This is a genomic window from Streptomyces sp. NPDC031064 (assembly GCF_055570965.1).
This window is the reverse complement of record NZ_JBVIGF010000001.1, coordinates 1,406,174-1,428,372: the sequence shown is the minus strand read 5'-3', so window position 1 is coordinate 1,428,372 and position 22,199 is coordinate 1,406,174. Positions and strand designations below refer to the sequence as shown.

22 protein-coding genes are annotated in these 22,199 nt (G+C 72.6%); 15 read left to right on the top strand and 7 right to left on the bottom strand.

Annotated features, from left to right (window positions below):
* The first annotated feature begins 53 nt into the window (after positions 1-53).
* Positions 54-752 (top strand): GntR family transcriptional regulator, encoded by a 699-nt coding sequence (locus ACZ46W_RS06035; RefSeq protein WP_468331958.1) that lies wholly within the window; start codon positions 54-56, stop codon positions 750-752.
* 284 nt (positions 753-1,036) lie between these two features.
* Here ACZ46W_RS06035 and ACZ46W_RS06030 read toward each other — a convergent pair whose 3' ends face one another.
* A complete protein-coding gene (locus ACZ46W_RS06030) occupies positions 1,037-1,318 on the bottom strand; it encodes an HPr family phosphocarrier protein (RefSeq protein ID WP_003993478.1) in 282 nt (93 codons plus the stop codon).
* A 236-nt stretch (positions 1,319-1,554) separates the two neighbouring features.
* On the opposite strand from ACZ46W_RS06030, the gene ACZ46W_RS06025 reads away from it, so the two are divergent.
* The 4 genes from ACZ46W_RS06025 (at position 1,555) to ACZ46W_RS06010 (ending at position 7,062) form a co-directional block, all read left to right on the top strand.
* Entirely contained in the window at positions 1,555-4,431 is a 2,877-nt protein-coding gene (locus tag ACZ46W_RS06025; protein ID WP_468331954.1) for a bifunctional acetate--CoA ligase family protein/GNAT family N-acetyltransferase, read from the top strand.
* 108 nt (positions 4,432-4,539) lie between these two features.
* Positions 4,540-5,124: a DUF5998 family protein gene (locus ACZ46W_RS06020; protein ID WP_468331951.1), complete on the top strand. Its 585-nt coding sequence runs from the start codon at positions 4,540-4,542 to the stop codon at positions 5,122-5,124.
* Positions 5,124-6,329 (top strand): alkaline phosphatase family protein, encoded by a 1,206-nt coding sequence (locus ACZ46W_RS06015; RefSeq protein ID WP_468331948.1) that lies wholly within the window; start codon positions 5,124-5,126, stop codon positions 6,327-6,329. The genes ACZ46W_RS06020 and ACZ46W_RS06015 overlap by 1 nt, the downstream gene beginning before the upstream one ends.
* 76 nt (positions 6,330-6,405) lie before the next feature.
* Positions 6,406-7,062, top strand: coding sequence for a thymidine kinase (locus ACZ46W_RS06010; RefSeq protein WP_468331945.1), 657 nt, complete (start codon positions 6,406-6,408; stop codon positions 7,060-7,062).
* Positions 7,063-7,102: 40 nt separating this feature from the next.
* Here ACZ46W_RS06010 and ACZ46W_RS06005 read toward each other — a convergent pair whose 3' ends face one another.
* The gene (locus ACZ46W_RS06005; protein ID WP_468331942.1) at positions 7,103-7,879 is read right to left on the bottom strand and encodes a VOC family protein; all 777 of its coding nucleotides are present in this window, start codon (positions 7,877-7,879) and stop codon (positions 7,103-7,105) included.
* A gap of 269 nt (positions 7,880-8,148) precedes the next feature.
* Here ACZ46W_RS06005 and ACZ46W_RS06000 point away from each other — a divergent pair, with 269 nt between their 5' ends.
* Complete coding sequence (locus tag ACZ46W_RS06000) at positions 8,149-8,976, top strand: sulfurtransferase (RefSeq protein ID WP_468331940.1); 828 nt, start codon at positions 8,149-8,151, stop codon at positions 8,974-8,976.
* Positions 8,977-9,371: 395 nt separating this feature from the next.
* On the opposite strand, the gene sepH is transcribed toward ACZ46W_RS06000, so the two are convergent.
* Positions 9,372-10,424, bottom strand: coding sequence for a septation protein SepH (gene sepH, locus ACZ46W_RS05995; RefSeq protein ID WP_468331937.1), 1,053 nt, complete (start codon positions 10,422-10,424; stop codon positions 9,372-9,374).
* A gap of 466 nt (positions 10,425-10,890) precedes the next feature.
* Between sepH and ACZ46W_RS05990 the strand changes: the two genes are divergently transcribed.
* A complete protein-coding gene (locus ACZ46W_RS05990; RefSeq protein ID WP_468331934.1) occupies positions 10,891-11,664 on the top strand; it encodes a hypothetical protein in 774 nt (257 codons plus the stop codon).
* Positions 11,665-11,686: 22 nt separating this feature from the next.
* Here the strand turns inward: ACZ46W_RS05990 and ACZ46W_RS05985 are convergent, their stop codons facing one another.
* Positions 11,687-13,018 carry a D-arabinono-1,4-lactone oxidase gene (locus ACZ46W_RS05985; protein WP_468331931.1) on the bottom strand — a complete coding sequence of 444 codons (1,332 nt, stop codon included), beginning with the start codon at positions 13,016-13,018 and terminating at the stop codon, positions 11,687-11,689.
* The gene (locus ACZ46W_RS05980; protein WP_468331928.1) at positions 12,966-14,225 is read right to left on the bottom strand and encodes an MFS transporter; all 1,260 of its coding nucleotides are present in this window, start codon (positions 14,223-14,225) and stop codon (positions 12,966-12,968) included. The genes ACZ46W_RS05985 and ACZ46W_RS05980 overlap by 53 nt, the downstream gene beginning before the upstream one ends.
* Before the next feature lie 161 nt (positions 14,226-14,386).
* Between ACZ46W_RS05980 and ACZ46W_RS05975 the strand changes: the two genes are divergently transcribed.
* Complete coding sequence (locus tag ACZ46W_RS05975) at positions 14,387-15,514, top strand: ferrochelatase (protein ID WP_468332479.1); 1,128 nt, start codon at positions 14,387-14,389, stop codon at positions 15,512-15,514.
* Between the two features lie 63 nt (positions 15,515-15,577).
* A complete protein-coding gene (locus tag ACZ46W_RS05970; protein WP_468331925.1) occupies positions 15,578-16,387 on the top strand; it encodes an inositol monophosphatase family protein in 810 nt (269 codons plus the stop codon).
* 135 nt (positions 16,388-16,522) lie between these two features.
* On the opposite strand, the gene ACZ46W_RS05965 is transcribed toward ACZ46W_RS05970, so the two are convergent.
* Positions 16,523-16,696, bottom strand: a complete 174-nt coding sequence (locus ACZ46W_RS05965; RefSeq protein WP_366129735.1) for a hypothetical protein — start codon at positions 16,694-16,696, stop codon at positions 16,523-16,525.
* Positions 16,697-17,022: 326 nt separating this feature from the next.
* Here ACZ46W_RS05965 and ACZ46W_RS05960 point away from each other — a divergent pair, with 326 nt between their 5' ends.
* The 4 genes from ACZ46W_RS05960 (at position 17,023) to ACZ46W_RS05945 (ending at position 20,549) form a co-directional block, all read left to right on the top strand.
* Positions 17,023-17,676, top strand: a complete 654-nt coding sequence (locus ACZ46W_RS05960) for a response regulator transcription factor (protein ID WP_073755389.1) — start codon at positions 17,023-17,025, stop codon at positions 17,674-17,676.
* A gap of 4 nt (positions 17,677-17,680) precedes the next feature.
* The gene (locus ACZ46W_RS05955) at positions 17,681-18,904 is read left to right on the top strand and encodes a sensor histidine kinase (RefSeq protein WP_468331920.1); all 1,224 of its coding nucleotides are present in this window, start codon (positions 17,681-17,683) and stop codon (positions 18,902-18,904) included.
* A 394-nt stretch (positions 18,905-19,298) separates the two neighbouring features.
* Complete coding sequence (locus ACZ46W_RS05950) at positions 19,299-19,595, top strand: DUF4193 domain-containing protein (RefSeq protein ID WP_003955561.1); 297 nt, start codon at positions 19,299-19,301, stop codon at positions 19,593-19,595.
* Between the two features lie 12 nt (positions 19,596-19,607).
* Positions 19,608-20,549 (top strand): hypothetical protein, encoded by a 942-nt coding sequence (locus ACZ46W_RS05945; protein WP_468331917.1) that lies wholly within the window; start codon positions 19,608-19,610, stop codon positions 20,547-20,549.
* Here ACZ46W_RS05945 and ACZ46W_RS05940 read toward each other — a convergent pair.
* Complete coding sequence (locus ACZ46W_RS05940) at positions 20,546-21,052, bottom strand: DUF3093 domain-containing protein (protein WP_468331914.1); 507 nt, start codon at positions 21,050-21,052, stop codon at positions 20,546-20,548. The genes ACZ46W_RS05945 and ACZ46W_RS05940 overlap by 4 nt on opposite strands.
* 58 nt (positions 21,053-21,110) lie before the next feature.
* On the opposite strand from ACZ46W_RS05940, the gene ACZ46W_RS05935 reads away from it, so the two are divergent.
* Together ACZ46W_RS05935 and dut are read left to right on the top strand one after the other, a co-directional pair.
* Complete coding sequence (locus ACZ46W_RS05935; RefSeq protein ID WP_366129739.1) at positions 21,111-21,686, top strand: PaaI family thioesterase; 576 nt, start codon at positions 21,111-21,113, stop codon at positions 21,684-21,686.
* Complete coding sequence (dut, locus tag ACZ46W_RS05930; RefSeq protein ID WP_366129740.1) at positions 21,686-22,198, top strand: dUTP diphosphatase; 513 nt, start codon at positions 21,686-21,688, stop codon at positions 22,196-22,198. Before ACZ46W_RS05935 ends, dut begins: the two co-directional genes overlap by 1 nt.
* Position 22,199 lies beyond the last annotated feature (1 nt).

Below are 22,199 nucleotides of genomic sequence, written 5' to 3'. Positions count from 1 at the left end.
CGGAACAGACGTCGAGCGGGTGAGTTTCGCGCGGATTAAGTTGGGGGTTCGGTATGCGCATTCCAGCGCACTCGGTATGCACGGCGATCCGCGACGACATCGTCACCGGTGTGTTCGAGCGGGGCAGCCGGCTCACCGAGGAGCAGCTCGCCCGACGCTACGGAGTCTCGCGCGTCCCGGTCCGTGAGGCGCTGCGGACGCTGGAGTCGGAGGGCTTCGTGACCACTCGCCGCCACGTCGGCGCGTGCGTCGCCGAGCCCACCGAGCAGGAGGCGGCCGACCTGCTGGAGATGCGTACGCTGCTGGAGCCGCTGGGCGCCGCGCGGGCCGCCCAGCGCCGCACGGAGGCGCACCTGAAGGTGCTGCGGGGGCTGGTCAGGCTGGGCCAGGAGCGGGCGCGCCGGGGCCAGCGGGAGGACCTGCGCTCGCTGGACGGCTGGTTCCACGAGACGCTCGCCCAGGCGTCCGGCAGCCCGGCGCTGACGGCGCTGCTCACCCAGCTCCGGCACAAGATCGCCTGGATGTACGCGGTCGACCAGCCGGCCCGGCCGGCGGAGGCGTGGGCCGAGCACGGCGCGATCGTCGACGCCGTCGCGCGCGGCGACGCCGACCGCGCCCGCGCGCTCACGGCCCTCCACGTCGAACGCTCGCTGCCCTCCCACCGGCTGCGCCGCCCCGAGCGGCCCGAGCGGCCCGTCGGCCGTGTGAGGACTTCGCAACACCCCGTAAACACCGCGAGCGCCCGCAATTAACAGCGGCACCGTATACAAAGGCGGGGGAATTGCGCCCCTGAATTCGCATGCCCGAAAAGCCGCGCGCGGTGAAAGGGTGCCCCGTGCCGAAAACCGGGAGGGCTCCTGAAAGCGCGGGGTGGGACTGCGCGGGCGAAAACGTCACGGGGTCGAACGCCGCGGGCGAAACGCCGTGGGCGAAACGCCAAGGGAGAAACCTGTACCGGCGAACCTCACGGTCATAAAAGCGGAGCCGTACCACCCGTTTTCCGGGGGTACGGCTCCGTGTGATGCGACGGGGCGGGTCAGACGGTCTCGGGGAGTTCCTCGAGGCCCTCGGAGACCAGCTTCGCCAGGCGGTCCAGGGCGGCGTCCGCGCCCTCGGCGTCCGAAGCGAGCACGATCTCCTCGCCGCCCTGCGCGCCCAGGCCCAGCACCGCGAGCATCGACGCGGCGTTGACGGGGTTGCCATCTGCCTTGGCGATCGTCACGGGGACGCCGGCGGCCGTGGCGGCACGGACGAAGATGGAGGCGGGGCGGGCGTGCAGGCCCTCGGCCCAGCCGACGTTGACGCGGCGCTCAGCCATGGTGTTGCCCTTCGAGTCTCGGCGGTTGTCTAGACCAGTTGTGGAACCCAGTCTCTCATGTCCGGCAGGGTGCTCGAACCGGCCTCATGACCGGCTTCAGGACCCGCCTTCGCCGACCGGTCCACGACCCAGTCGGCGCACCGGTTCCCACGGGCCGGGCGGCCGACCGGTTCACCCTCACCCTGCGTTGTCCACAGCACCTCCGCGACCGGCCGTCCGCCCCGTACTCTGGGCCCATGCGGACCCCGTCGGATCAGCCGGAACACGTGTACCCCGACCACTGGGAGGCCGACGTCGTGCTGCGGGACGGCGGCACCGCGCGGATCAGGCCGATCACCACGGATGACGCCGAGCGCCTGGTCAGCTTCTACGAGCAGGTCTCGGACGAGTCGAAGTACTACCGGTTCTTCGCACCCTACCCCCGGCTCTCCGCCAAGGACGTGCACCGCTTCACCCACCACGACTACGTGGACCGCGTGGGGCTCGCGGCCACGGTCGGCGGCGAGTTCATCGCGACCGTCCGTTACGACCGGATCAACGCGCAGGGCCTGCCCGCGAGCGCCCCCGCCGACGAGGCCGAGGTCGCTTTCCTCGTCCAGGACGCCCACCAGGGGCGGGGCGTCGCATCCGCGCTGCTCGAACACATCGCGGCGGTCGCGCGCGAGCGGGGAATCCGGCGGTTCGCGGCCGAGGTCCTGCCCGCCAACACCAAGATGATCAAGGTCTTCACGGACGCCGGGTACACGCAGAAGCGCAGCTTCGAGGACGGAGCCGTCCGCCTCCACCTCGACCTGGAGCCCACCGACCGGGCCCTCGCCGTGCAGCGCGCCCGCGAACAGCGCGCCGAGGCGCGGTCCGTCCAGCGGCTCCTGGCACCCGGCTCCGTCGCCGTCATCGGCACCGGCCGCGCCCCCGGCGGCGTCGGCCGCACCGTCCTGCGCAACCTCCTCGGCGCCGGGTACACCGGCCGTACGTACGCGGTCAATCGCGCCCTCCCCGAGACGACGACGTCCCTGGAGGGGGTGCCCGCCTTCCGCTCCGTCGCCGACATCGGGGAGCCGGTCGACCTCGCCGTCGTCGCCGTACCGGCCGAGCGGGTCCCCGAGGTCGTCGCCGACTGCGGGGAACACGGCGTGCAGGGTCTGGTGGTCCTGACCGCCGGTTACGCCGAACAGGGCGCCGAGGGTCGCGGGCGCCAGCGGGAACTGGTGCGGCAGGCACGCTCGTACGGGATGCGCATCATCGGGCCCAACGCGTTCGGGATCATCAACACCGCACCCGGTGTGCGGCTCAACGCCTCGCTCGCCCCGCACCCGCCGGTGCCGGGACGGATTGGGCTGTTCACCCAGTCCGGCGCCATCGGCATCGCGCTGCTGTCCGGACTGCACCGGCGCGGCGCCGGCCTGTCGTCCTTCGTCTCGGCGGGCAACCGCGCGGACGTGTCGGGCAACGACATCCTTCAGTACTGGTACGACGACCCCGACACCGACGTCGTGCTGCTCTACCTCGAATCGATCGGCAACCCGCGCAAGTTCACCCGGCTCGCCCGGCGTACGGCGGCGGTGAAACCGGTCGTCGTCGTCAAGGGCGGCCGGCACAGCGGCAGTGCGCCCCCAGGCCACGCGGTGCCGGTCACCCGCATCCCGCACACCACGGTCTCGGCCCTGCTCCGGCAGGCGGGCGTGATCCGCGTCGACACGGTCACCGAGCTGGTCGACGCCGGCCTGCTCCTCGCCGGGCAGCCGCTCCCGGCGGGCCCGCGCGTGGCGATCCTCGGCAACTCCGAGTCGCTGGGGCTGTTGACGTACGACGCCTGCCTGACCGAGGGGCTCAGGCCCCAGCGGCCGCGCGACCTGACGACGGCGGCCACGCCGGAGGACTTCCGTACCGCCCTGTCCGAAGCCCTCCGGGACGACGCGTGCGACGCGGTCGTGGTCACCGCGATCCCCTGGGTCGGGGAGAACGGGGCGACCGAGTCCGGCGACGGCGAGGTCCTGGCCGAGGCGCTGCGGGCCGCCTCCGCCGAGGCACCGGCGAAGCCGGTGCTGGTCGTCCACGTGGAGATGGGCGCCCTCGCCGACGCCCTGGCGGCCGCCACCAGCACGGCACCGACCGCCCCGCCCCCGCCGACCGGGACCCCGCGCACGGCTCCCGGCCCGGAGACGCCCGCCCCGGCCACCCCGCCGGCTCCACCTGCCCCGGCACCCCCGGCACCCCCGGTGGCCCCCGCCCCCGCCGGTGAGTACCGCATCCCCGCGTACCCCGCGGCCGAGCGGGCCGTCCGGGCCCTGGCCGAGGCCGTCAGGTACGGGCAGTGGCGACGCCAGATCACCGACCCGGGGCGCGTCCCCGAGTACGAGGGCATCGACGAGGCGGGAGCCGCCGCGCAGATCGAGCGGGCACTCGGGGACGACGTGGACGAGCAGGGCGTCACCCTCGCCCCCGACGCAGCCCGCGAGCTGCTCGGGCGCTACGGCATCGCCGTACGCCCCGCGCTGCCCGCCCCCACCGCCGACGCCGCCGTCCGCGCCGCCGCCGGCCTCGGCTACCCCGTGGCGCTCAAGACCACCGCCCCGCACCTCCGCCACCGCCCCGACCTCGGCGGCGTCCGCCTCGACCTGGCCACCGAGGAGCAGTTGCGGGCCGCCTACGCCGAGTTGACCGAGACCCTGGGCAAGCCCGAGGAGCTCCAGCCGGTCGTCCAGGCCATGGTCCCGCGCGGCGTCGACACCGTCGTACGCGCCGCCATCGACCCCGCCGTCGGCGCCGTCCTGTCCTTCGGGCTCGCGGGCGCCCCCTCGGAGCTGCTGGGCGACACCGCGCACCGCCTGGTCCCCGCCACCGACCGGGACGTCGCCGAGCAGATCCGCTCCATCCGCACCGCCCCGCTCCTGTTCGGCTGGCGCGGCTCCGCGCCCGTCGACACCGCCGCCCTCGAAGAGCTGTTGCTCCGGGTGTCACGGCTGGTCGACGACCACCCGGAAATCGTCGCCGTCGGCCTGGAACCGGTGGTCGTCGCCACGCACGGACTCTCCGTCCTCGGCGCGACCGTCCGGCTCGCCCCGCCCCCCGCCCGCACCGACCTCGGCCCCCGCCGCCTCCCCAGCTACTGACGCCCCTGCCCCATGCCCCCCCGCCCCCGGCCAGGCCGCCACCGACCCGCCGACGACCCGGTTCCCGTGCGTCCCGTGCAGTCACCGCGCCCCCGTAGGATGGAGTCCATGGCGAAGACCGGTACGACCACCCAGGGGCTGCGCGCGGCGATCGAGCGCAGCGGCTACTACCCGGCCCTTGTGGCCGAGGCGGTGGAGGCCGCCGTCGGCGGGGAGCCGATCGCGTCGTACCTGGTCCACCAGGAGACCACCTTCGACGCCAACGAGGTGCGCCGCCACGTCACGGTCCTCGTCCTGACGGCCAACCGCTTCATCGTCAGCCACACCGACGAGCAGAACGCCGACACCAGCTCGCCGACGCCGTACGCCACCACCTCCACCGAGTCGGTCAAGCTCGGCCGGATCTCCTCCGTCGTCCTCAGTCGCGTCGTCGCCAACCCCGAGTCGTACTCGCCCGGCACCCTGCCGCGTGAAGTGGTCCTCACCATCGGCTGGGGCGCCGTCTCCCGGATCGACCTGGAGCCCGCCGCCTGCGGCGATCCGAACTGCGACGCGGACCACGGCTACACCGGCAACTCCACGGCCGACGACCTGAGCCTGCGCGTCAGCGAGGCCGGCGACGGACCCGAGACGGTCCGCCAGGCCCTCGCCTTCGCCCAGGCGCTGTCCGAAGCCACCGCGGCCACCCGCTGATGGCCCAGCCCGCACACATGGCGTCCGCCTGGCCCGACGAGCCGATGCCGCTCGTCCTCGACACCGCGCCCGTACCCGAGTACGGCTCCGGCTCCCTCGCCGACCTCCTGCCGACGCTCGCCGCCGGCCTGGGCGTGCCCGGGTTCGAGCACCGTATCGCCGAGCTGACCCCCGCCGACCGGAACTGCGTGTTCCTGATCGACGGCCTCGGCTGGGAACAGATCAAGGCCCACCCGGACGAGGCGCCCTACCTCGCGTCCCTCCTCGGCAGCTCCCGGGGCGGCACGGGCCGGCCCATCACCGCCGGGTTCCCCGCCACCACCGCGACCTCGCTCGCCTCGGTCGGTACGGGACGGCCGCCCGGCGAGCACGGCCTGCCCGGCTACACCGTGCGCGACCCCGCGATCGGCGAGCTGATGAACCAGCTCCGCTGGAAGCCCTGGACGCCGCCGCACGTCTGGCAGCCGTACCCGACCGTCTTCCAGCTCGCCGACGCGGCCGGCGTCCACACCGCGCAGGTCTCCTCGCCGACCTTCAAGGACACCCCGCTCACCAAGGTCGCCCTCAGTGGCGGAACGTTTCATGGGCGGCTCACCGGCGAGGAGCGCATGGACCTCGCCGCCGAGCAACTGGCCGCCGGGGACCGCTCCCTCGTCTACACGTACTACAGCGAGGTCGACGGCAGCGGCCACCGCTTCGGCGTGGACTCCGACGCCTGGCGCGGCCAGCTCATGTGCGTCGACCGGCTCGTCCAGCGCCTCGCCGAGCAGCTCCCGCCCCGCACCGCGCTGTACGTCACGGCCGACCACGGCATGATCGACATCCCGTTCGACGAGCAGTCCCGCATCGACTTCGACGAGGACTGGGAGCTGCGCGCCGGAGTGGCCCTGCTCGGCGGCGAGGGCCGCGCCCGCCACGTCTACGCGGTGCCCGGCGCCGAGGCGGACGTACTGGCGTGCTGGCGCGAGGTGCTCGGTGAACAGTTCTGGGTGGCGAGCCGCGACGAGGCCATCGCGGCCGGCTGGTTCGGCCCGGTGATCGACGAGCGCGTCCACGGCCGGATCGGCGACGTTGTCGCCGCCGCCCACGACGACGTCGTCATCACGGCGTCCGTCAACGAGCCGAACGAATCGGCGATGGTCGGCGTCCACGGGTCGATGACGCCCGTGGAGCAGCTCGTTCCGCTACTCGAAGTACGTTCGTAAGAGACGTTTGCAAGGCACGTTCGTCAGCAGCCGCCTCCAGCGCCCCGACCCTGACCCGAAAGGTCGTCACCTCCCCATGCCCGAGCTCGTGTTCTTCTCCGGAACCATGGACTGCGGAAAGAGCACCCTCGCTCTCCAGATCGAGCACAACCGCTCCGCACGCGGCCTCCAGGGCATGATCTTCACCCGTGACGACCGGGCCGGCGAGGGCAAGCTCTCCTCCCGGCTCGGCCTCGTCACCGACGCCGTCGAGGCCGCCGAGGGCTTCGACTTCTACGCCTACCTCGTCGCCCACCTCTCCAAGGGAGGGCGCTGCGACTACGTGATCGCGGACGAGGCGCAGTTCCTCGCGCCCGAGCAGATCGACCAGCTCGCCCGTGTCGTCGACGACCTCGAACTGGACGTCTTCGCCTTCGGCATCACCACCGACTTCCGCTCCAAGCTCTTCCCCGGCTCCCAGCGCCTCGTCGAACTCGCCGACCGGGTCGAGGTGCTCCAGGTCGAGGCCCTGTGCTGGTGCGGCGCACGCGCCACCCACAACGCGCGCACCGTCGGCGGCCGGATGGTCGTCGAGGGTGCCCAGGTCGTCGTCGGCGACGTCAACGCTGGTGACGACGCCGGCGAGGTCGGTTACGAGGTGCTCTGCCGCCGCCACCACCGGCGCCGTATGACGGCCGCCACCGCCCGCGCGGCCGCCCTCTCCCCGGACGTCCTGCCGGTCCCGGCCGAGTAGCTCAGGCCCGGCCGGCACCGGCGACGACGAGCACAGTGGCTCAGGCCCGGCCGGCCGACCGTACGATCGTGAAGACCGCGCCCTCGGGGTCGGCGACGGTCGCCAGCCGCCCGGCCGGGTCGTCGCGTGGGGCCTGGAGCACCCGGCCACCCAGCTCGGCCACCCGCTCGGCGGCGGCATCCGTGTCCGCGACCTCGAACCAGGTCATCCAGTGGGCGCCCCGGTCGCGCGGCAGCGCGCCCCCGACCCCGCGCAGCGAGGCGACGGGACGGTCGTCGACCTTCAGCGTCACCAGGTCCGGGCCGGCCGGGGCGACGGGATCGATCTCGTACCCGAAAACCGTCTTGTAGAACTTGCTGACCGACTCCGTCTCCTGCGTCAGCAGTTCGTTCCAGGCCGGGGTGCCGGGCGCGCCGACCACCGCCGTGCCGAGGTGCGCGGCGGCCTGCCAGACCCCGAAGACGGCGCCCGTCGGGTCGGAGCAGATCACCAGCCGTCCCGCGTCGGCGGCGTCGAGCGGGCCGACGGCGACGGTGCCGCCGCTGCACCGGATCGATTCGGCGGTCTCGTCGGCGTCGTCGGACGCCAGGTACGTCGTCCAGGCGATCGGCAAGTCCCGGTCGGCCGGCAACTGGCCGATACCCGCCACTTCCTTGCCGTCGATCAGCCCTCGCACGTACGGCCCGAGCTGTTGCGGGCCCGGCTGGAACTGCCAGCCGAACAGCGCCCCGTAGAACTCCTGCGTCGCGTCAAGGCGGTGCACCATCAAACTCACCCAACAGGGTGCACCGGGTTTGCGCCGAGTCGCCTCGGTCATCGTCACTCTCTCCTCGGACCATCGTCGTGGCCGTGCGGGGGACCGGGCGAGTGCCGTGCCGTGCTCCGGTGTCGGCCACCGACTGTAGGCCCGGCTGTACGCCCCGTCAGATGCTTGCACCACCGGCCGCGCGGTGCGCCCCGGCCGCGCCGTGAATTGGCGCGATCCCGCAGGAGGATGCCCGAATTTTCGTTGCCCATCCTCGGCCCGGCCGTCCCGCCGCCCGTCCTGGCACGCCCGCGTGCCGCCGTCTGCGCGAGGATGGCGTCATGAACCCCATCATCTCGGCAACCGAACTCGCCGACGAGCTGTCCGGCGCCCGCCCTCCGGTCCTCCTGGACGTCCGCTGGCAGCTCGGCGGCCCGCCCGGGCGACCGGCCTACGAGGCGGGCCACATCCCGGGCGCCGTGTACGTCGACCTCGACACCGAGCTCGCCGGGCCGCCCGGCGCCGGGGGCCGGCACCCCCTGCCGGACGTGGCGGACTTCGGCGCGGCGATGCGCCGGGCGGGCGTCCGCGCCGACTCGCGGGTCGTGACCTACGACGGCGGCCAGGGCTGGGCGGCCGCGCGGGCGTGGTGGCTGCTGCGCTGGGCGGGGCACACGGACGTACGGGTCCTGGACGGCGGCCTGGCGGCCTGGCGGGGCGAGTTGTCGACAGCGACGCCCACTCCCGTGGCCGGGGACTTCACGCCCGAGCCGGGCGCCCTGCCGCTGCTGGACGCGGACGGGGCGGCGGCGCTGGCCCGGACGGGCCTGTTGCTGGACGCGCGGGCGGGGGAGCGGTACCGGGGCGAGGTGGAGCCCATCGACCCCGTCGGCGGGCACATCCCGGGCGCCGCCTCGGCCCCGACGACGGAGAACGTCGACGAGAGCGGCCGCTTCCTGCCCGCCGAGGCCCTGGCGGCCCGCTTCAAGGCCCTGGGCGCGACCGACGCCCCGGAGGTCGGCGTCTACTGCGGCTCGGGCGTGTCGGGCGCCCACGAGGTCCTGGCGCTGGAAATCGCGGGCATCCAGGCGGCGTTGTACGCGGGCTCGTGGTCCGACTGGTCCTCCGACCCCTCCCGCCCCGTCGCCAAGGGCGCCGCCCGCGGCTGACCCCCGGACCGGGCCCCCACCGCGACGCGGACCGGCCGGGGGCCCGAGCAGCTCGGCCCCGGACCAGCCGCACGGATCGGACATGGCCCGGTCACCGGACTGGACACGGACCAGGCGCCGGACCGGACACGGACCGGCCGCCCCCGGCCGGACGCCGGACCGGCGCCCGGTTCTGTCCGCTCCCGACCGGACCGGCGTAATCCGCCCCGGCCCGGACCGGACATGGACCGGCGTAACCGGCCCGCCCCGGCCCGGCGTAACCGCCCAGGCCCGGCGTACCCGCGTAACCCGTCCCGGCCATGAGCCGCCCCGGCCCGGCGTACCGGCGTACCCCGCCCCGGACCCGCCCCGGGCCGGACCGGCCCGGTCTGGGCCACGCCGGGCCGGACCGCCGGCTACTCCTGCTTCTTGCGGCGCGTGCCGAAGACGATCTCGTCCCAGCTCGGGACCGCTGCCCGGCGGCCGGGGCGGACGCCGTCGGCTTCGGCCTGGCGGTCGGTCGTGCCGGTGAGGCGGTCGCGGTGACCGCTCACCGCGCGGGGCATCAGTACGTCCGCGTAGGCCGAGCCGGCGCCCGCCGAGGCGGCGGGGGCAGCGGCCGGGGGCTCTTCCGCGTCCGGTTCCTGGACGGGCTCGGCCGCCGGGGGTTCGGCCGCCGGGCGCTCGGGTACGACCATGTCGCCCCGGAAGCTCGGCACCGCCTCCAGCAGGCTGGTCAGCGAGTCGCGCTCGGGCTCCTCCTCCGGCTCGGGCGCCGGAGCGGGTGCGGTGGGCCGTTCGATCTGCCGGTCCAGGGCGCGGTCCAGCGGCCGGTCGCGCGGGAGGCGCGCGATGCGCGGGACGAACGGGAAGCTCGGCTCCTGGACGGCCACCGCGTCGTCGGTCTCGCCGATCAGCGCACGGGCCTCGTCGTCCACGGCCTGGACCAGCCGGCGGGGCGGGTCGTACGTCCAGCTCGCCGAGTGCACCTCGCCAGCGACGCGGTAGACCAGCAGCACTTCCCACGTGCCGTCGTCGCGGCGCCAGGAGTCCCAGACCACCGTGTCCTTGTCGGCGCCGCGCAGCAGCAGCCGCTCCTGCACCGCCTCGCCGAGCTGCGGGCCGGTGTTCTCGCCGGGCCGGCGTACGGGGGTCTTGCGGGCCCGCTCGGCCATGAAGGCGCGTTCCGCGAGGACGGGGCCCTCGAAGCGGCGCACGCGCTCCACGGGGATGCCGGCGAGCTGGGCGACCTCCTCGGCGGAGGCACCGGCGCGTATACGCGCCTGGATGTCGCGCGGCCGGAGGTGGCTCTCGACCTCGATCTCGATCTGGCCGAGGCGGGCACGGTCGTTGCGCACGGCGGCGCGCAGCCGCTCGTCGATCGGAAGCGTGTACTCCGTGTTGTCAGCAGCCTTCAGCACCAGTCGTGTGCCGTCGTTGGAGACGGCCACGACACGCAGTTCGGGCATGGGGACCTCCCGGGTGGTGCCTGCCGACGTCACCTGCGTCGCTGCTTCCGCTAGTCGAGTGTGGCCTGCCCGGGTGCAGCCTGCCACAACCTTGCCGAGTTGCCCGGCGTGTCGGGCATGGGCCCTGGAACGCCGTTATGGCACGGTTACCTGTTCGCCACTCAGCGTGACCGGTGTGGTCACTCTGTGCAGCAGGCGGCCGTGCGGTGCTGCGGCGCCGCCGGAACGAGTGCCGCTTTCGGCCCCCTCCCGTGGTCCCGGGCACCCGAAAGGGATCGGGGCCCAGGGCTCGCCACAGTACTCCATTCGGGCCACCTGGGTGGACCGGCGCGCCGCCGAAGTTCTCCCCGCGTACGGCAGTTGGGTCCCCCTGACCGGTTGTCACACGTGGTGTCCTTCACAGAATCCGCAGAAATGGAACTATTCGCTTCGCCCAAAGGTCTCCTCTCCCTGCATGCTGGGACAGATGGGTGAAGTGAGACTGAAGGTGGACGAGAAGGTGTACACGCGGAATAACTGGACAGAAGGGGTAAGGGAGAAGAGGAAGCGGCTCGACCTGAACGCCGCCCAGGTCGCGGGCAGCGCGGTCGCGGCCGTGGTGGCCGCCAAACTGGCCTCCAAGATGGGCGTGTACGGCACGGTGCTCGGCGCGGGCGTGATCAGCGTCATCGCCACCTGCGGCGGTTCGGTTTTCCAGCACCTCTTCAGGAGCACCGGAGAGCGCGTCCGCGGAGTCACGCTCCAGGCTGCCCGGCCAAAGAGCCGCCGGAGCGCCCCCGTTCACCGGCCAGCCGGTGCCGACGGGGAGTTCGGCGCGGCCACCACGTACGGCACGCGCGTGCGTGGCTGGAAACGCTCGGTGATCGCCGCGGCGCTCGTCTTCGGCGTGGCCATGGCGGGCATCACCGCGTACGAGCTGATATCCGGTCAGGACTTCAGTGGCGGCAAGGGGACGACCATCAGTGGTGTCGTGCGCGGTGGCGGTGACTCCCCGCCGGCCGGTCCGTCCACCACGCCGCCCGCCCCGTCCGCCCCGGAGCAGGACCGGCACGATCATCGGCGGCCGGAGCGGACGCCCGGCCAGGACACCGGGCGGGACGGCACCGGCACCCCGACCCCCACGCCAACCCCGAAACCGAAACCGACGCCCACTCCGACTCCCACGCCCACTCCGACACCCACCCCGACGCCCACACCCACCCCGACGCCGACACCGTCCCCGGACGGTTCGGACGAGTGAACCGACCGGCGGGGCAAGGCGGTCAGTCGCCCAGAACCCGCCGCAGGTAGTCGTTGCCGAACACCCGCTCCGGGTCCAGGTGGTCACGCAGCGCGGTGAACTCGCCGAACCGCGGGTACACGTCCGCGAAGTACGCGGCGTCCCGGGTGTGGAGCTTGCCCCAGTGCGGGCGTCCCCCGTGCGCCGTCATGATCCGTTCCGCCGCCGTGAAGTACGACCGGTACGGCGTGCCCTTGTACATGTGGACCGCGATGTACGCGCTGTCCCGGCCCGACGCCGTCGAGAGCGTGATGTCGTCCGCGGGCGCCGTCCGGACCTCCACGGGGAAGCTGACGCGCAACGGCGAGCGGTCCACCATCGCCTTCAGCTCGCGCAGCGCGCCGACCGCGGCCTCTCTCGGAAGCGCGTACTCCATTTCCACGAACCGCACTCGGCGCGGACTTGTGAAGACCTTGTAGGGAATGTCCGTGTACGTACGCGCCGACAGCGCGCGGCTGGAGACCTTGGCGATCGCGGGGACGACCGGCGGCACCGCCCGGCCGATCGAGTTGACCACCTGGAACAGGCCGTTGGAGAGGAACTCGTCCTCGATCCAGCCGCTGATCCGCCCGGGCGGAGCCGCCGGACCCGCGCTGCGGTTGTTGCGCTTGGTGTTGCAGTTACCGGTGTGCGGGAACCAGTAGAACTCGAAGTGCTCGTTCTCCGCGTGCAGCGCCTCGAACTCCGAGGTGACCCGGTCGAAGGTCATCGGCTCCTCGCGCGCGGTGAGCAGGAAGATGGGCTCCACGGCGAAGGTGATGGCGGAGACGACGCCCAGCGCGCCGAGACCGATCCGGGCGGCCGCGAAGACGTCCGGGTTCTCCTTCTCGGAGCAGGTCAGCACCCGGCCGTCCGCCGTGACCAGCTCCAGCTCCCTGATCTGCGCGGCGATCGACGCCGAGTCACGGCCCGTGCCGTGCGTACCCGTGCTGGTGGCGCCCGCCACCGTCTGCTCCATGATGTCGCCCATATTGGTGAGCGACAGGCCCTCACGCGCGAGAGCCGCGTTCAACCGCTTCAGGGGCGTGCCGGACTCCACCGTCACGGTCATCTCGCGCCGGTCGATCCGCCGGATGCCGGTCAGCAGGTCCGGGCGGATCAGCACACCGTCGGTGGCGGCGATGGACGTGAACGAGTGACCCGTGCCGACCGTCTTGACCCGCAGGCCCTCCCCGGCGGCGCGCCGCACCGTGTCCGCAAGCTCCCGCACCGAAGCCGGACGGGCCTCCCGTACGGGCCTGGCGGCCACGTTCCCCGCCCAGTTACGCCACGTGCTGCTGCTCCGGCTGTTCCGGGTCCTGCTCGCGCTGCTCACGCTGCCCCTGCCCCTCCCGCGTCGGCACCGGCCTGCGCAGCCGGCGGTACCCCAGGAACGCCACCACGGCCGCGAGCACTCCCGCGATGCCGGGCACCGCGTACCCCGCGGCCGCCCCGTGCGCGTCGACCACCCAGCCGGCGGCCGAGGAGCCGAGCGCCACGCCGACCGCGAGCCCCGTACTCGTCCAGGACATGCCCTCGGTCAGTTTGGTGCGCGGTACGTGGGCCTCGACGAGGGCCATGGTCGTCACCATCGTCGGCGCGATGGCAAGGCCCGCGACAAAGAGCGCCACAGCCAGGAAAGGCAGGTTCCCGGCCAGTTGGAGGGGGATCATACTCACGGCCATCGCGCAGACACCCACGACCCACCTGCGGGACGGCTCGCCCTTCAGGTGCAGCAGCCCGAAGACGGCACCCGCCACGCACGAGCCCAGCGCGTACACCGCGAGCACCAGGCTGGCCGCGGCCTTGTGACCCTCCTCCTCGGCGAACGCCACCGTCACCACGTCCACCGCGCCGAAGATCGTCCCCGTGGCGACGAACGCGGCCACCAGCACCTGGAGGCCGGGGGAGCGCAGTGCCGAGCCACCGGTGTGCTGCTCGACCGGGTGGGGCACCGGCTCGGTGCCCCGCTGGGCGGTCAGCCACCACACACCGACCGCCAGGAAGACCGCCGCCAGCAGCGGTCCCGCCTCCGGGAACCAGACGGTCGACAGCCCAATGGAGACGATCGGGCCGAAGATGAAGCACACCTCGTCGATGATCGACTCGAAGGAGTACGCGGTGTGCAGCTCGCGCGCCGAACCCCGGTAGATCGTCGCCCAGCGGGCCCGGGTCATCGCACCGATGCTCGGTACGCAGCCGGCGGCCGCCGAGAAGAAGAACAGCGTCCACTCGGGCAGCCCCTGCTGCGCGCAGATGAGCAGCCCCGCCACGGCAGTGACCGTGATCAGGGTGGCCGGACGCAGCACCCGGCGCTGGCCGTAGCGGTCGACGAGGCGGGACACCTGCGGGCCGAGCACGGCGGCGGAGACGGCGAGCGTCGCGGACAGCGCGCCGGCCAGCCCGTAGCGGCCGGTGAGCTGGGAGATCATCGTGACGATGCCGATGCCCATCATGGCGAGCGGCATCCGGCCGAGGAAGCCGGCCGCGGAGAAGCCCACGGTGCCGGGGGCGGAGAAGATCGCGCGGTAGGGACTGGGCAAGGGGGTACTCCGGCCGGTGAGGCGTAGGCGCGCATGACGCTGGGGCGCGTGGCGTAAGGCGTACGGGCAGTCTTCACAGGTTACGTCCGAACGGGTGACTGTGCACGGCGGTTTTCCGGCTGTCAGACCCTGGTGGCAGGATCGATCCCATGTCCGATGCCATGGCCGATCAGCGCGATCCAGCCCCGTACGACGCCCTGCTCCTGCTCTCCTTCGGCGGGCCCGAGGGTCCCGACGACGTGGTCCCGTTCCTGGAGAACGTGACGCGGGGCCGGGGCATCCCCAAGGAACGCCTCAAGGAAGTGGGCCGGCACTACTTCCTCTTCGGCGGGGTCAGCCCGATCAACGACCAGAACCGCGCGCTGCTCGCCGCACTGCGCAAGGACTTCGCGGACGCGGGCCTCGACCTGCCCGTGTACTGGGGAAACCGGAACTGGGCGCCGTACCTCACCGACACGCTGCGCGAAATGGTGACCGATGGCCGCCGCCACATCGCCGTCCTCGCCACCAGCGCGTACGCCTCGTACTCCGGCTGCCGCCAGTACCGGGAGAACCTGGCGGACGCCCTGGCCACGCTGGAAGCGGAGGGCATGCCGCTGCCCCGGGTCGACAAGCTGCGGCACTACTTCAACCACCCCGGCTTCGTCCGGCCCATGGTCGACGGCGTCCTGAAGTCGCTCGCCGAGCTCGACGAGTCCATCCGCGCGGGCGCGCACCTCGCGTTCACCACGCACTCGATCCCCACCTCCGCCGCCGACACCTCCGGGCCGGTCGAGGAGCACGGCGAGGGCGGCGCGTACGTCAGGCAGCACCTGGATGTCGCCCGGCTCATCGCCGACGCGGTACGGGACGAGACGGGCGTCGAGCACCCCTGGGAGCTGGTCTACCAGTCGCGCAGCGGGGCGCCGCACATCCCGTGGCTGGAGCCCGACATCTGCGACCACCTGGAGGCGCTGCACGGCGCCGGGGCACCGGCGGTCGTCATGGTCCCGATCGGGTTCGTCTCGGACCACATGGAGGTCCTGTACGACCTGGACACCGAGGCCACCGCCAAGGCCGCCGAGCTGGGCCTCCCGGTGCGCCGGTCGGCGACGGTGGGCGACGACCCCCGGTTCGCGGCCGCCGTCCGGGACCTGGTCCTGGAGCGCGCGGCGGCCGAGCGGGGCAAGGTGGTGGAGCGGTGCGCGCTGGGTGCCCTGGGCGCGTCGCACGACCTGTGCCCGATCGGCTGCTGCCCGGCCCGCACCGAGCGGCCCGCGGCGGCCGGCGCCGACAGCCCGTACGCGTGAGGGACGAGCAGTGACCCGTGCGCGTGAGGAGACAGCAGTGACCCGTACGCGTGAGGAGACCCAGTGACCGACCCGCGTGACCCGCTCCTGACCGAGCTGCTGGAACTGGCCCTGGAGGCCGGGCGCCGGGCCGGTGCGCTGCTGCGCGACGGCCGCCCGGCCGACCTGGGCGTCGCGGCGACCAAGTCGAGCCCCATCGACGTGGTCACCGAGATGGACATCGCCGCCGAGAAGCTGATCACCGCCTTCCTCGCCGAGCACCGCCCCGACGACGGGCTCCTCGGCGAGGAGGGCGCCGCCACGGAGGGCAGCAGCGGCGTCCGCTGGGTCGTGGACCCGCTGGACGGCACGGTGAACTACCTGTACGGCCTGCCGACGTGGGCCGTGTCCATCGCCGCCGAGCGGGACGGCGAGACCCTCGTCGGGGTCGTCGAGGCCCCGATGCGCGGCGAGACGTTCCGCGCGGTGCTGGGCGGCGGCGCGTTCCTGAACGACCGCCCCGTCCGCTGCCGGCCCGCTCCGCCGCTGGACCAGGCCCTGGTCTCGACGGGCTTCAACTACGTGGCCGCGGTCCGCGCCCACCAGGCCGACGTGGCCCACCGCCTGATCCCCCTGCTGCGGGACATCCGCCGCAGCGGCTCCGCCGCGATCGACCTCTGCGACGTCGCCGCCGGCCGCCTGGACGGGTACTACGAGCGCGGGCTCAGCCCCTGGGACCTGGCGGCCGGGGCCCTGATCGCCCGCGAGGCCGGCGCCCTGACCGGCGGCCGGCCGGGCGCGCCGCCGTCGGGCGAGCTGACGGTGGCGGCGACGCCGGGGGTCTTCGAGCCGCTCCAGGTGCTCCTGGAGGACTTCGGCGCCTGGCACGACTAGGCGCGGGCCAGGCCCTCCGGGGCCAGGGCCAGCGGGCTGGGCACCCGTACCGGCACATCCCGTACGGCAAACGAAAGACCCCGGTGTTCCGCGGCGGATGTTCCGCGGGACACCGGGGCCCGTGCCCCGTTCAGGTCAGGCGTTCGCGGTGGTGATCTCCACGCCGTGTTCCGCCGCCAGGCGGTGCAGGTCGTCGAGCTCAGCCTGCTCGACGTCGGCCAGGAAGTCGTCTCCCGTCTCGCGAGCCCGAGTGAGGTCGGTCTCCGTGGCCCTTATGCGCTGCAGCAGTCCTGCGGTGAAAGCGTCCATCGTGCGCCCCCTCGTCATGGGTCGGTGGCACGGGGGTGTGCCGAGGGTTGTCGGTCGATCACGCGCTGCACCTCTGGGGACAGAGCGGTTTGTGGCGCGCCACATACGGGGCGTGATCTCGGGTGTGCAGTCGTCCTCCCCAGAGGCTTCCTCACGGAAACCTCAACTCGTCCGTGAATTCCGTTGATTCCCGGAGCACCGCACCGGGCCCCCGGGCGGCCGCAGGCCGCCTTACAGCCGGTTTACGCGCGTAAGGGGCAGGATGGATACGCACAGTCAGTGCGACAGACCCGCCCGGAACCGGGCTCGGAGGAAGGAACAACGCCGTGCGCGTACTCGTCGTCGAGGACGAGCAACTGCTCGCCGATGCGGTGGCCACCGGTCTGCGCCGGGAGGCCATGGCCGTCGACGTCGTGTACGACGGGGCGGCCGCCCTGGAACGCATCGGCGTCAACGACTACGACGTGGTCGTCCTCGACCGAGACCTGCCCCTGGTCCACGGGGACGACGTCTGCCGCAAGATCGTCGATCTGGGCATGCCCACCCGCGTCCTGATGCTGACCGCCTCGGGTGACGTCAGCGACCGCGTGGAGGGCCTGGAGATCGGCGCCGACGACTACCTTCCCAAGCCGTTCGCGTTCAGCGAGCTCACCGCCCGCGTACGGGCACTGGGCCGGCGTACGACGGTCCCGCTGCCGCCCGTCCTGGAGCGGGCCGGGATCAAGCTCGACCCCAACCGGCGCGAAGTGTTCCGGGACGGCAAGGAGATCCAGTTGGCGCCGAAGGAGTTCGCGGTCCTGGAGGTCCTGATGCGCAGCGAGGGCGCGGTCGTCTCGGCGGAGCAGTTGCTGGAGAAGGCCTGGGACGAGAACACCGACCCGTTCACCAACGTCGTGCGCGTCACCGTGATGACCCTCCGCCGCAAGCTCGGCGAGCCTCCGGTGATCGTCACGGTGCCGGGTTCCGGCTACCGGATCTGACCCCGTGGCCGCGACCCCCGCGCCACCGCAGGCGCCCCCGAAGCCCACCTGGGACCCCAGGGAGCCCGTCCGCCCCTGGCTGCGTCCGACGATCCGGATACGGCTCACGCTGCTGTACGGCGGGATGTTCCTGATCGCCGGCATCCTGCTGCTGTCGATCATCTACCTGCTGGCCGCCCAGGCCCTCCACATCGGCAGCGAGCTGCCGTTCAAGATCGTAAACGGTCAGGTGACCAGCAACGTCTGCAACTTCCCCGTCGAGGCCGGACCCGACGAGTTCAACCGGGCGATGAACGCCTGCGTCAACGAACAGCGCCAGCACGCCCTGGACGACCTGCTGCGCCGTTCGCTCTTCGCCCTGCTGGGCCTGAGCGTCATCGCCTTCGCCTTCGGGTACGCGATGGCGGGCCGCGTCCTGTCCCCGCTGGGCCGGATCACCCGTACCGCCCGCAACGTGGCCGGCACGGACCTGTCCCGCCGGATCGAGCTGGACGGCCCGGACGACGAGCTCAAGGAGCTGGCGGACACCTTCGACGACATGCTGGACCGGCTGGAGCGGGCGTTCACCGCGCAGCAGCGGTTCGTCGCCAACGCCTCGCACGAGCTGCGCACGCCGCTGGCGATCAACCGCACCCTGCTGGAGGTCCACCTCTCCGACCCCGGGGCGCCCGTCGAGCTCCAGCAGCTCGGCAAGACGCTGCTGGCCACCAACGAGCGCAGCGAGCAGCTCGTGGAGGGCCTGCTGCTGCTGGCCCGCAGCGACAACGAGATCGTCGAGCGCAAGCCCGTGGACCTCGCGGAGGTCGCCTCGCGGGCCATCGACCAGACCCGGGCCGAGGCCGAGGCGAAGGGCGTGGAGATCCGTGGCGAGCGGGCCCCGGCCGTCGTCCAGGGCAATGGCGTCCTGCTGGAGCGGATCGCCCTGAACCTGGTGCAGAACGCCGTCCGCTACAACGTGGACGACGGCTGGGTGGAGGTCACCACCGAGACGCAGGCGGGGCAGGCGGTGCTGGTGGTTTCGAACACGGGACCCGTGGTTCCCGCTTACGAGATCGACAACCTCTTCGAGCCGTTCAGGCGCCTGCGACAGGAGCGCACGGGCAGTGACAAGGGGGTCGGACTTGGTCTTTCGATCGCCCGGTCCGTCGCGAGGGCCCACGGGGGCCGTATCATCGCGGAGCCCCGCGAGGGCGGCGGCCTCGTCATGCGCGTCACACTTCCGTTGTGACACGCCGGTCGAGACCGTCATCGTGTTCGCTTTGCGCGGAATTTTCGTGACCTGTTCCCGGGAGTTCCGTGTGTGATCGATCACAAGGGAACGTTTCCGGCCATCTACTCTCCGTGATCAAGAATTCCCCCGGAAAACCAGGAAAAGTCCGGGTTTCCAGGGGGTCGGATCACGGGAAGTACACGGGGTGGCGCCTTCGAGGCGCGGCTTCCGGACCGTGTACGGTCCCGTTCGCCATCCAAACCCGATCACTCTCGAGGGGTCCGGTTGGGTGTCGATTGAGTAACAGACCTTGATGTGAGGCAAAATCTCCGCCTCAGGTCGGGCACAAGTCCGGCCTCTCACGCGTTACGTGCGCTGGAGACACCGCAACCACCCAGAGGGGGAGAGCGACATGGCAACGGATTACGACACCCCACGCAAGACCGACGACGACGTCGACTCGGACAGCCTTGAAGAGCTGAAGGCCCGGCGCAACGACAAGTCGACCTCGACCGTCGACGTCGACGAGTTCGAGGCGGCCGAGGGCCTGGAGCTGCCCGGCGCGGACCTCTCGAACGAGGAGCTGGCCGTCCGGGTGCTGCCCAAGCAGGCGGACGAGTTCACCTGCATGAGCTGCTTCCTGGTCCACCACCGCAGTCAGCTCGCCCGCGAGAAGAACGGCCAGCCGATCTGCCGAGACTGCGACTGAGGTCCGTCGGCCGTGGCAGGCGACACCCCGTCTCGGAAGCGACGCTTCCGGCTCCACAGGAAGCCGGAGGCGTACCAGGGCGGCACAGGCCCGGCACCAGGCGCCCACGACGCGCCCGCCGAGCACTCCGCCCTCCTGCCCTCCCCCGGCACGCGTGACGACGAGCGAGGCCCCTCGGCCTCGCTCGCGGCAGCCGCAAGGGCGGGGACGCCGGCCGAGCAGGCCGGGACAGCCGGTACACAGGCCGATACGCCCACACCCAAGGGACGGCGCCTGGACGCCGTCAGGCGTGGCGTACGCAAGGGCCGGGAGGGCGCCAGGGCGGGCATCGCCCACCTCGCCGACCGGCTCATCGAGAACGCCCCACGCGTTCCCGTCCGGGACCTGGCCACGCTGCGCGCGCAGTTCCCGGGACTCACCCCCGAGCAGCTCGCGGACAAGCTGATCGCGGGCGCGGCCAACGCCACCTCCACCGTGGGCGCCGGCGTCGGCGCGGCCGCCATGCTCCCCGTACCACCCGCGATGCCGGCCGAACTGGCCGCCGAGATCACGGGCGTCGCGGCGATCGAGCTCAAGCTCATCGCCGAGCTCCACGAGGTCTACGGCCAGCGGCCCCCGGGCAACCTCAAAGAGCGCGCCACCGCGTACCTGACCTCCTGGACGGAGGAGCGCGGCATCGACGTCACCAAGCCCACCACCATCAACGCCGCCCTCGGCGGCCGGATGAAGCGCGAACTGCGCCAGCAGATCATGAAACGCATGGTGCGCAACCTGCCGAACCTCATGCCGTTCATGGTCGGAGCGGCCGTGGGCGCCGTCATGAACCGGCGCGACACCAAGAAGCTCGCCGAACGCATCCGCGAGGACCTCCGCAGCCGCCAGGTGCCCTGGGACGCCCTTCCCCAGTTGCCCCCGCTGGACCAGCCGGAGAACCCCAAGGAGATCGGCTTCTAGGCCTTTCCGGGGCCCTCGGGCCGCGCCGCCCGCACGTCGGTCAGCGCCGCCGCCAGGGCCTCCGGGTCGCGGCTGGAGAGGTACACGTACGGCGTCGGGTCCGCCGGGTCGGTGACCTCGACCCGCACCGCCCCCGGGATGTAGCCCCGCATCAGCATGTACGCGCGCGTGTCCGCCTTGTACGTCCGCCAGGCGCGCGCCTCCTCGGCGTCCAGCACCTCCGGCTCACCCAGCGCCGACACCGGAATGCGGGCGTCCCCGGCGACCAGCGAGCCCGCCACCACCCGGACGCGGGCCGAGCCGTACGAACTGACCGCCATCGACGCCAGCGCACCCGCGAGGATCAGCCCGCCCAGCATGGGCAGCGTGCCCAGCGGCAGCATGATCAGCCCGCCCGATACGGCCGTCAGGGCGGCCAGCAGCCACCAGGAGCGGGGAGCGGTGAGACGTTCGTCGTACCGGGGCGCGGAGGCCGGGACGGAAGCAGATGCGGAAGGCTGCATACACCCAAGCTTGGCACGGCGCGACCGGTGGTCCGCCGCGCGGGTAAGGTCTCCCGCTGTGAGCACTGCACTGACGCCCCCCGCCGAGGCCATACCGCCGGTACGGCACCCCGACGCGCCCGCCCCGGGTGAGCTGCTGGGGGCCCACTACGAGCACTGCTTCGGCTGCGGCGGCGGCCAGCCCCACGGGCTGCACGTGGAGGCCAGGGCAGGCGAAGGCGTGAGCGTCACGGCCGAGTTCACCGTCACGACCGACCACCAGGGCGCCCCCGGCCTCGCCCACGGCGGCATCCTCGCCACCGCGCTCGACGAGACCCTCGGCTCGCTGAACTGGCTGCTGCGGGTCATCGCGGTGACCGGCCGGCTGGAGACCGACTTCGTGCGCCCGGTGCCGGTCGGCACGGTGCTGCACCTCCAGGCCGAGGTCACCGCCGTACACGGCCGGAAGATCTACTGCACGGCGACGGGCAGGATCGGCGGGCCCGAGGGGCCCGTCGCGGTCCGCGCCGACGCCCTCTTCATCGAAGTCAAGGTCGATCACTTCATCGACAACGGCCGCCCGGAGGAGATCCAGGCGGCGATGGCCGACCCCGACCAGGTCCGGCGCGCACGCGCCTTCGAGGTGAACCCCTGATGCGTAACCCTGTCGACGTCCTGATCCGCCGCGTGGACCCGGAGGTGCCGATCCCGTCGTACGGGCACCCGGGCGACGCGGGCGCCGATCTCGTCACCACCGAGGCCGCCGTGCTGGCCCCCGGCGAGCGCGCGATCCTGCCCACCGGGGTGTCGATCGCCTTGCCGGACGGGTACGCGGCCTTCGTGCACCCCCGCTCGGGGCTGGCGGCCCGGTGCGGAGTAGCCCTCGTGAATGCCCCAGGGACGGTGGATGCCGGGTACCGTGGGGAGATCAAGGTGATCGTGGTCAACCTCGACCCGCGCGAGAGCGTGCGGTTCGAACGGTTCGACCGGATCGCCCAACTGGTCGTTCAGCAAGTCGAGAAGGTCCGCTTCCACGAGGTGGCGGAGCTTCCCGGCTCGGCGCGGGCCGAGGGGGGCTTCGGGTCCACCGGCGGCCATGCCGCCACGGAGGGCTGGACGGGTGGGAATCGATACGCTTCGGTCGTATCCGACCGGGAAGGACAGTGAC

Coding starts and splice junctions, on each gene's coding strand:
- ACZ46W_RS06005 (WP_468331942.1), bottom strand. CDS start 7,879: ATGACCGAGGCGACTCGGCGCAAACCCGGTGCACCCTGTTGGGTGAGT.
- ACZ46W_RS06030 (WP_003993478.1), bottom strand. CDS start 1,318: ATGGCTGAGCGCCGCGTCAACGTCGGCTGGGCCGAGGGCCTGCACGCC.
- ACZ46W_RS05940 (WP_468331914.1), bottom strand. CDS start 21,052: ATGCAGCCTTCCGCATCTGCTTCCGTCCCGGCCTCCGCGCCCCGGTAC.
- ACZ46W_RS06015 (WP_468331948.1), top strand. CDS start 5,124: ATGGCCCAGCCCGCACACATGGCGTCCGCCTGGCCCGACGAGCCGATG.
- ACZ46W_RS05950 (WP_003955561.1), top strand. CDS start 19,299: ATGGCAACGGATTACGACACCCCACGCAAGACCGACGACGACGTCGAC.
- ACZ46W_RS06025 (WP_468331954.1), top strand. CDS start 1,555: ATGCGGACCCCGTCGGATCAGCCGGAACACGTGTACCCCGACCACTGG.
- dut (WP_366129740.1), top strand. CDS start 21,686: ATGCGTAACCCTGTCGACGTCCTGATCCGCCGCGTGGACCCGGAGGTG.
- ACZ46W_RS06000 (WP_468331940.1), top strand. CDS start 8,149: ATGAACCCCATCATCTCGGCAACCGAACTCGCCGACGAGCTGTCCGGC.
- ACZ46W_RS05990 (WP_468331934.1), top strand. CDS start 10,891: ATGGGTGAAGTGAGACTGAAGGTGGACGAGAAGGTGTACACGCGGAAT.
- sepH (WP_468331937.1), bottom strand. CDS start 10,424: ATGCCCGAACTGCGTGTCGTGGCCGTCTCCAACGACGGCACACGACTG.
- ACZ46W_RS06020 (WP_468331951.1), top strand. CDS start 4,540: ATGGCGAAGACCGGTACGACCACCCAGGGGCTGCGCGCGGCGATCGAG.
- ACZ46W_RS05965 (WP_366129735.1), bottom strand. CDS start 16,696: ATGGACGCTTTCACCGCAGGACTGCTGCAGCGCATAAGGGCCACGGAG.
- ACZ46W_RS05975 (WP_468332479.1), top strand. CDS start 14,387: ATGGCCGATCAGCGCGATCCAGCCCCGTACGACGCCCTGCTCCTGCTC.
- ACZ46W_RS06035 (WP_468331958.1), top strand. CDS start 54: ATGCGCATTCCAGCGCACTCGGTATGCACGGCGATCCGCGACGACATC.
- ACZ46W_RS06010 (WP_468331945.1), top strand. CDS start 6,406: ATGCCCGAGCTCGTGTTCTTCTCCGGAACCATGGACTGCGGAAAGAGC.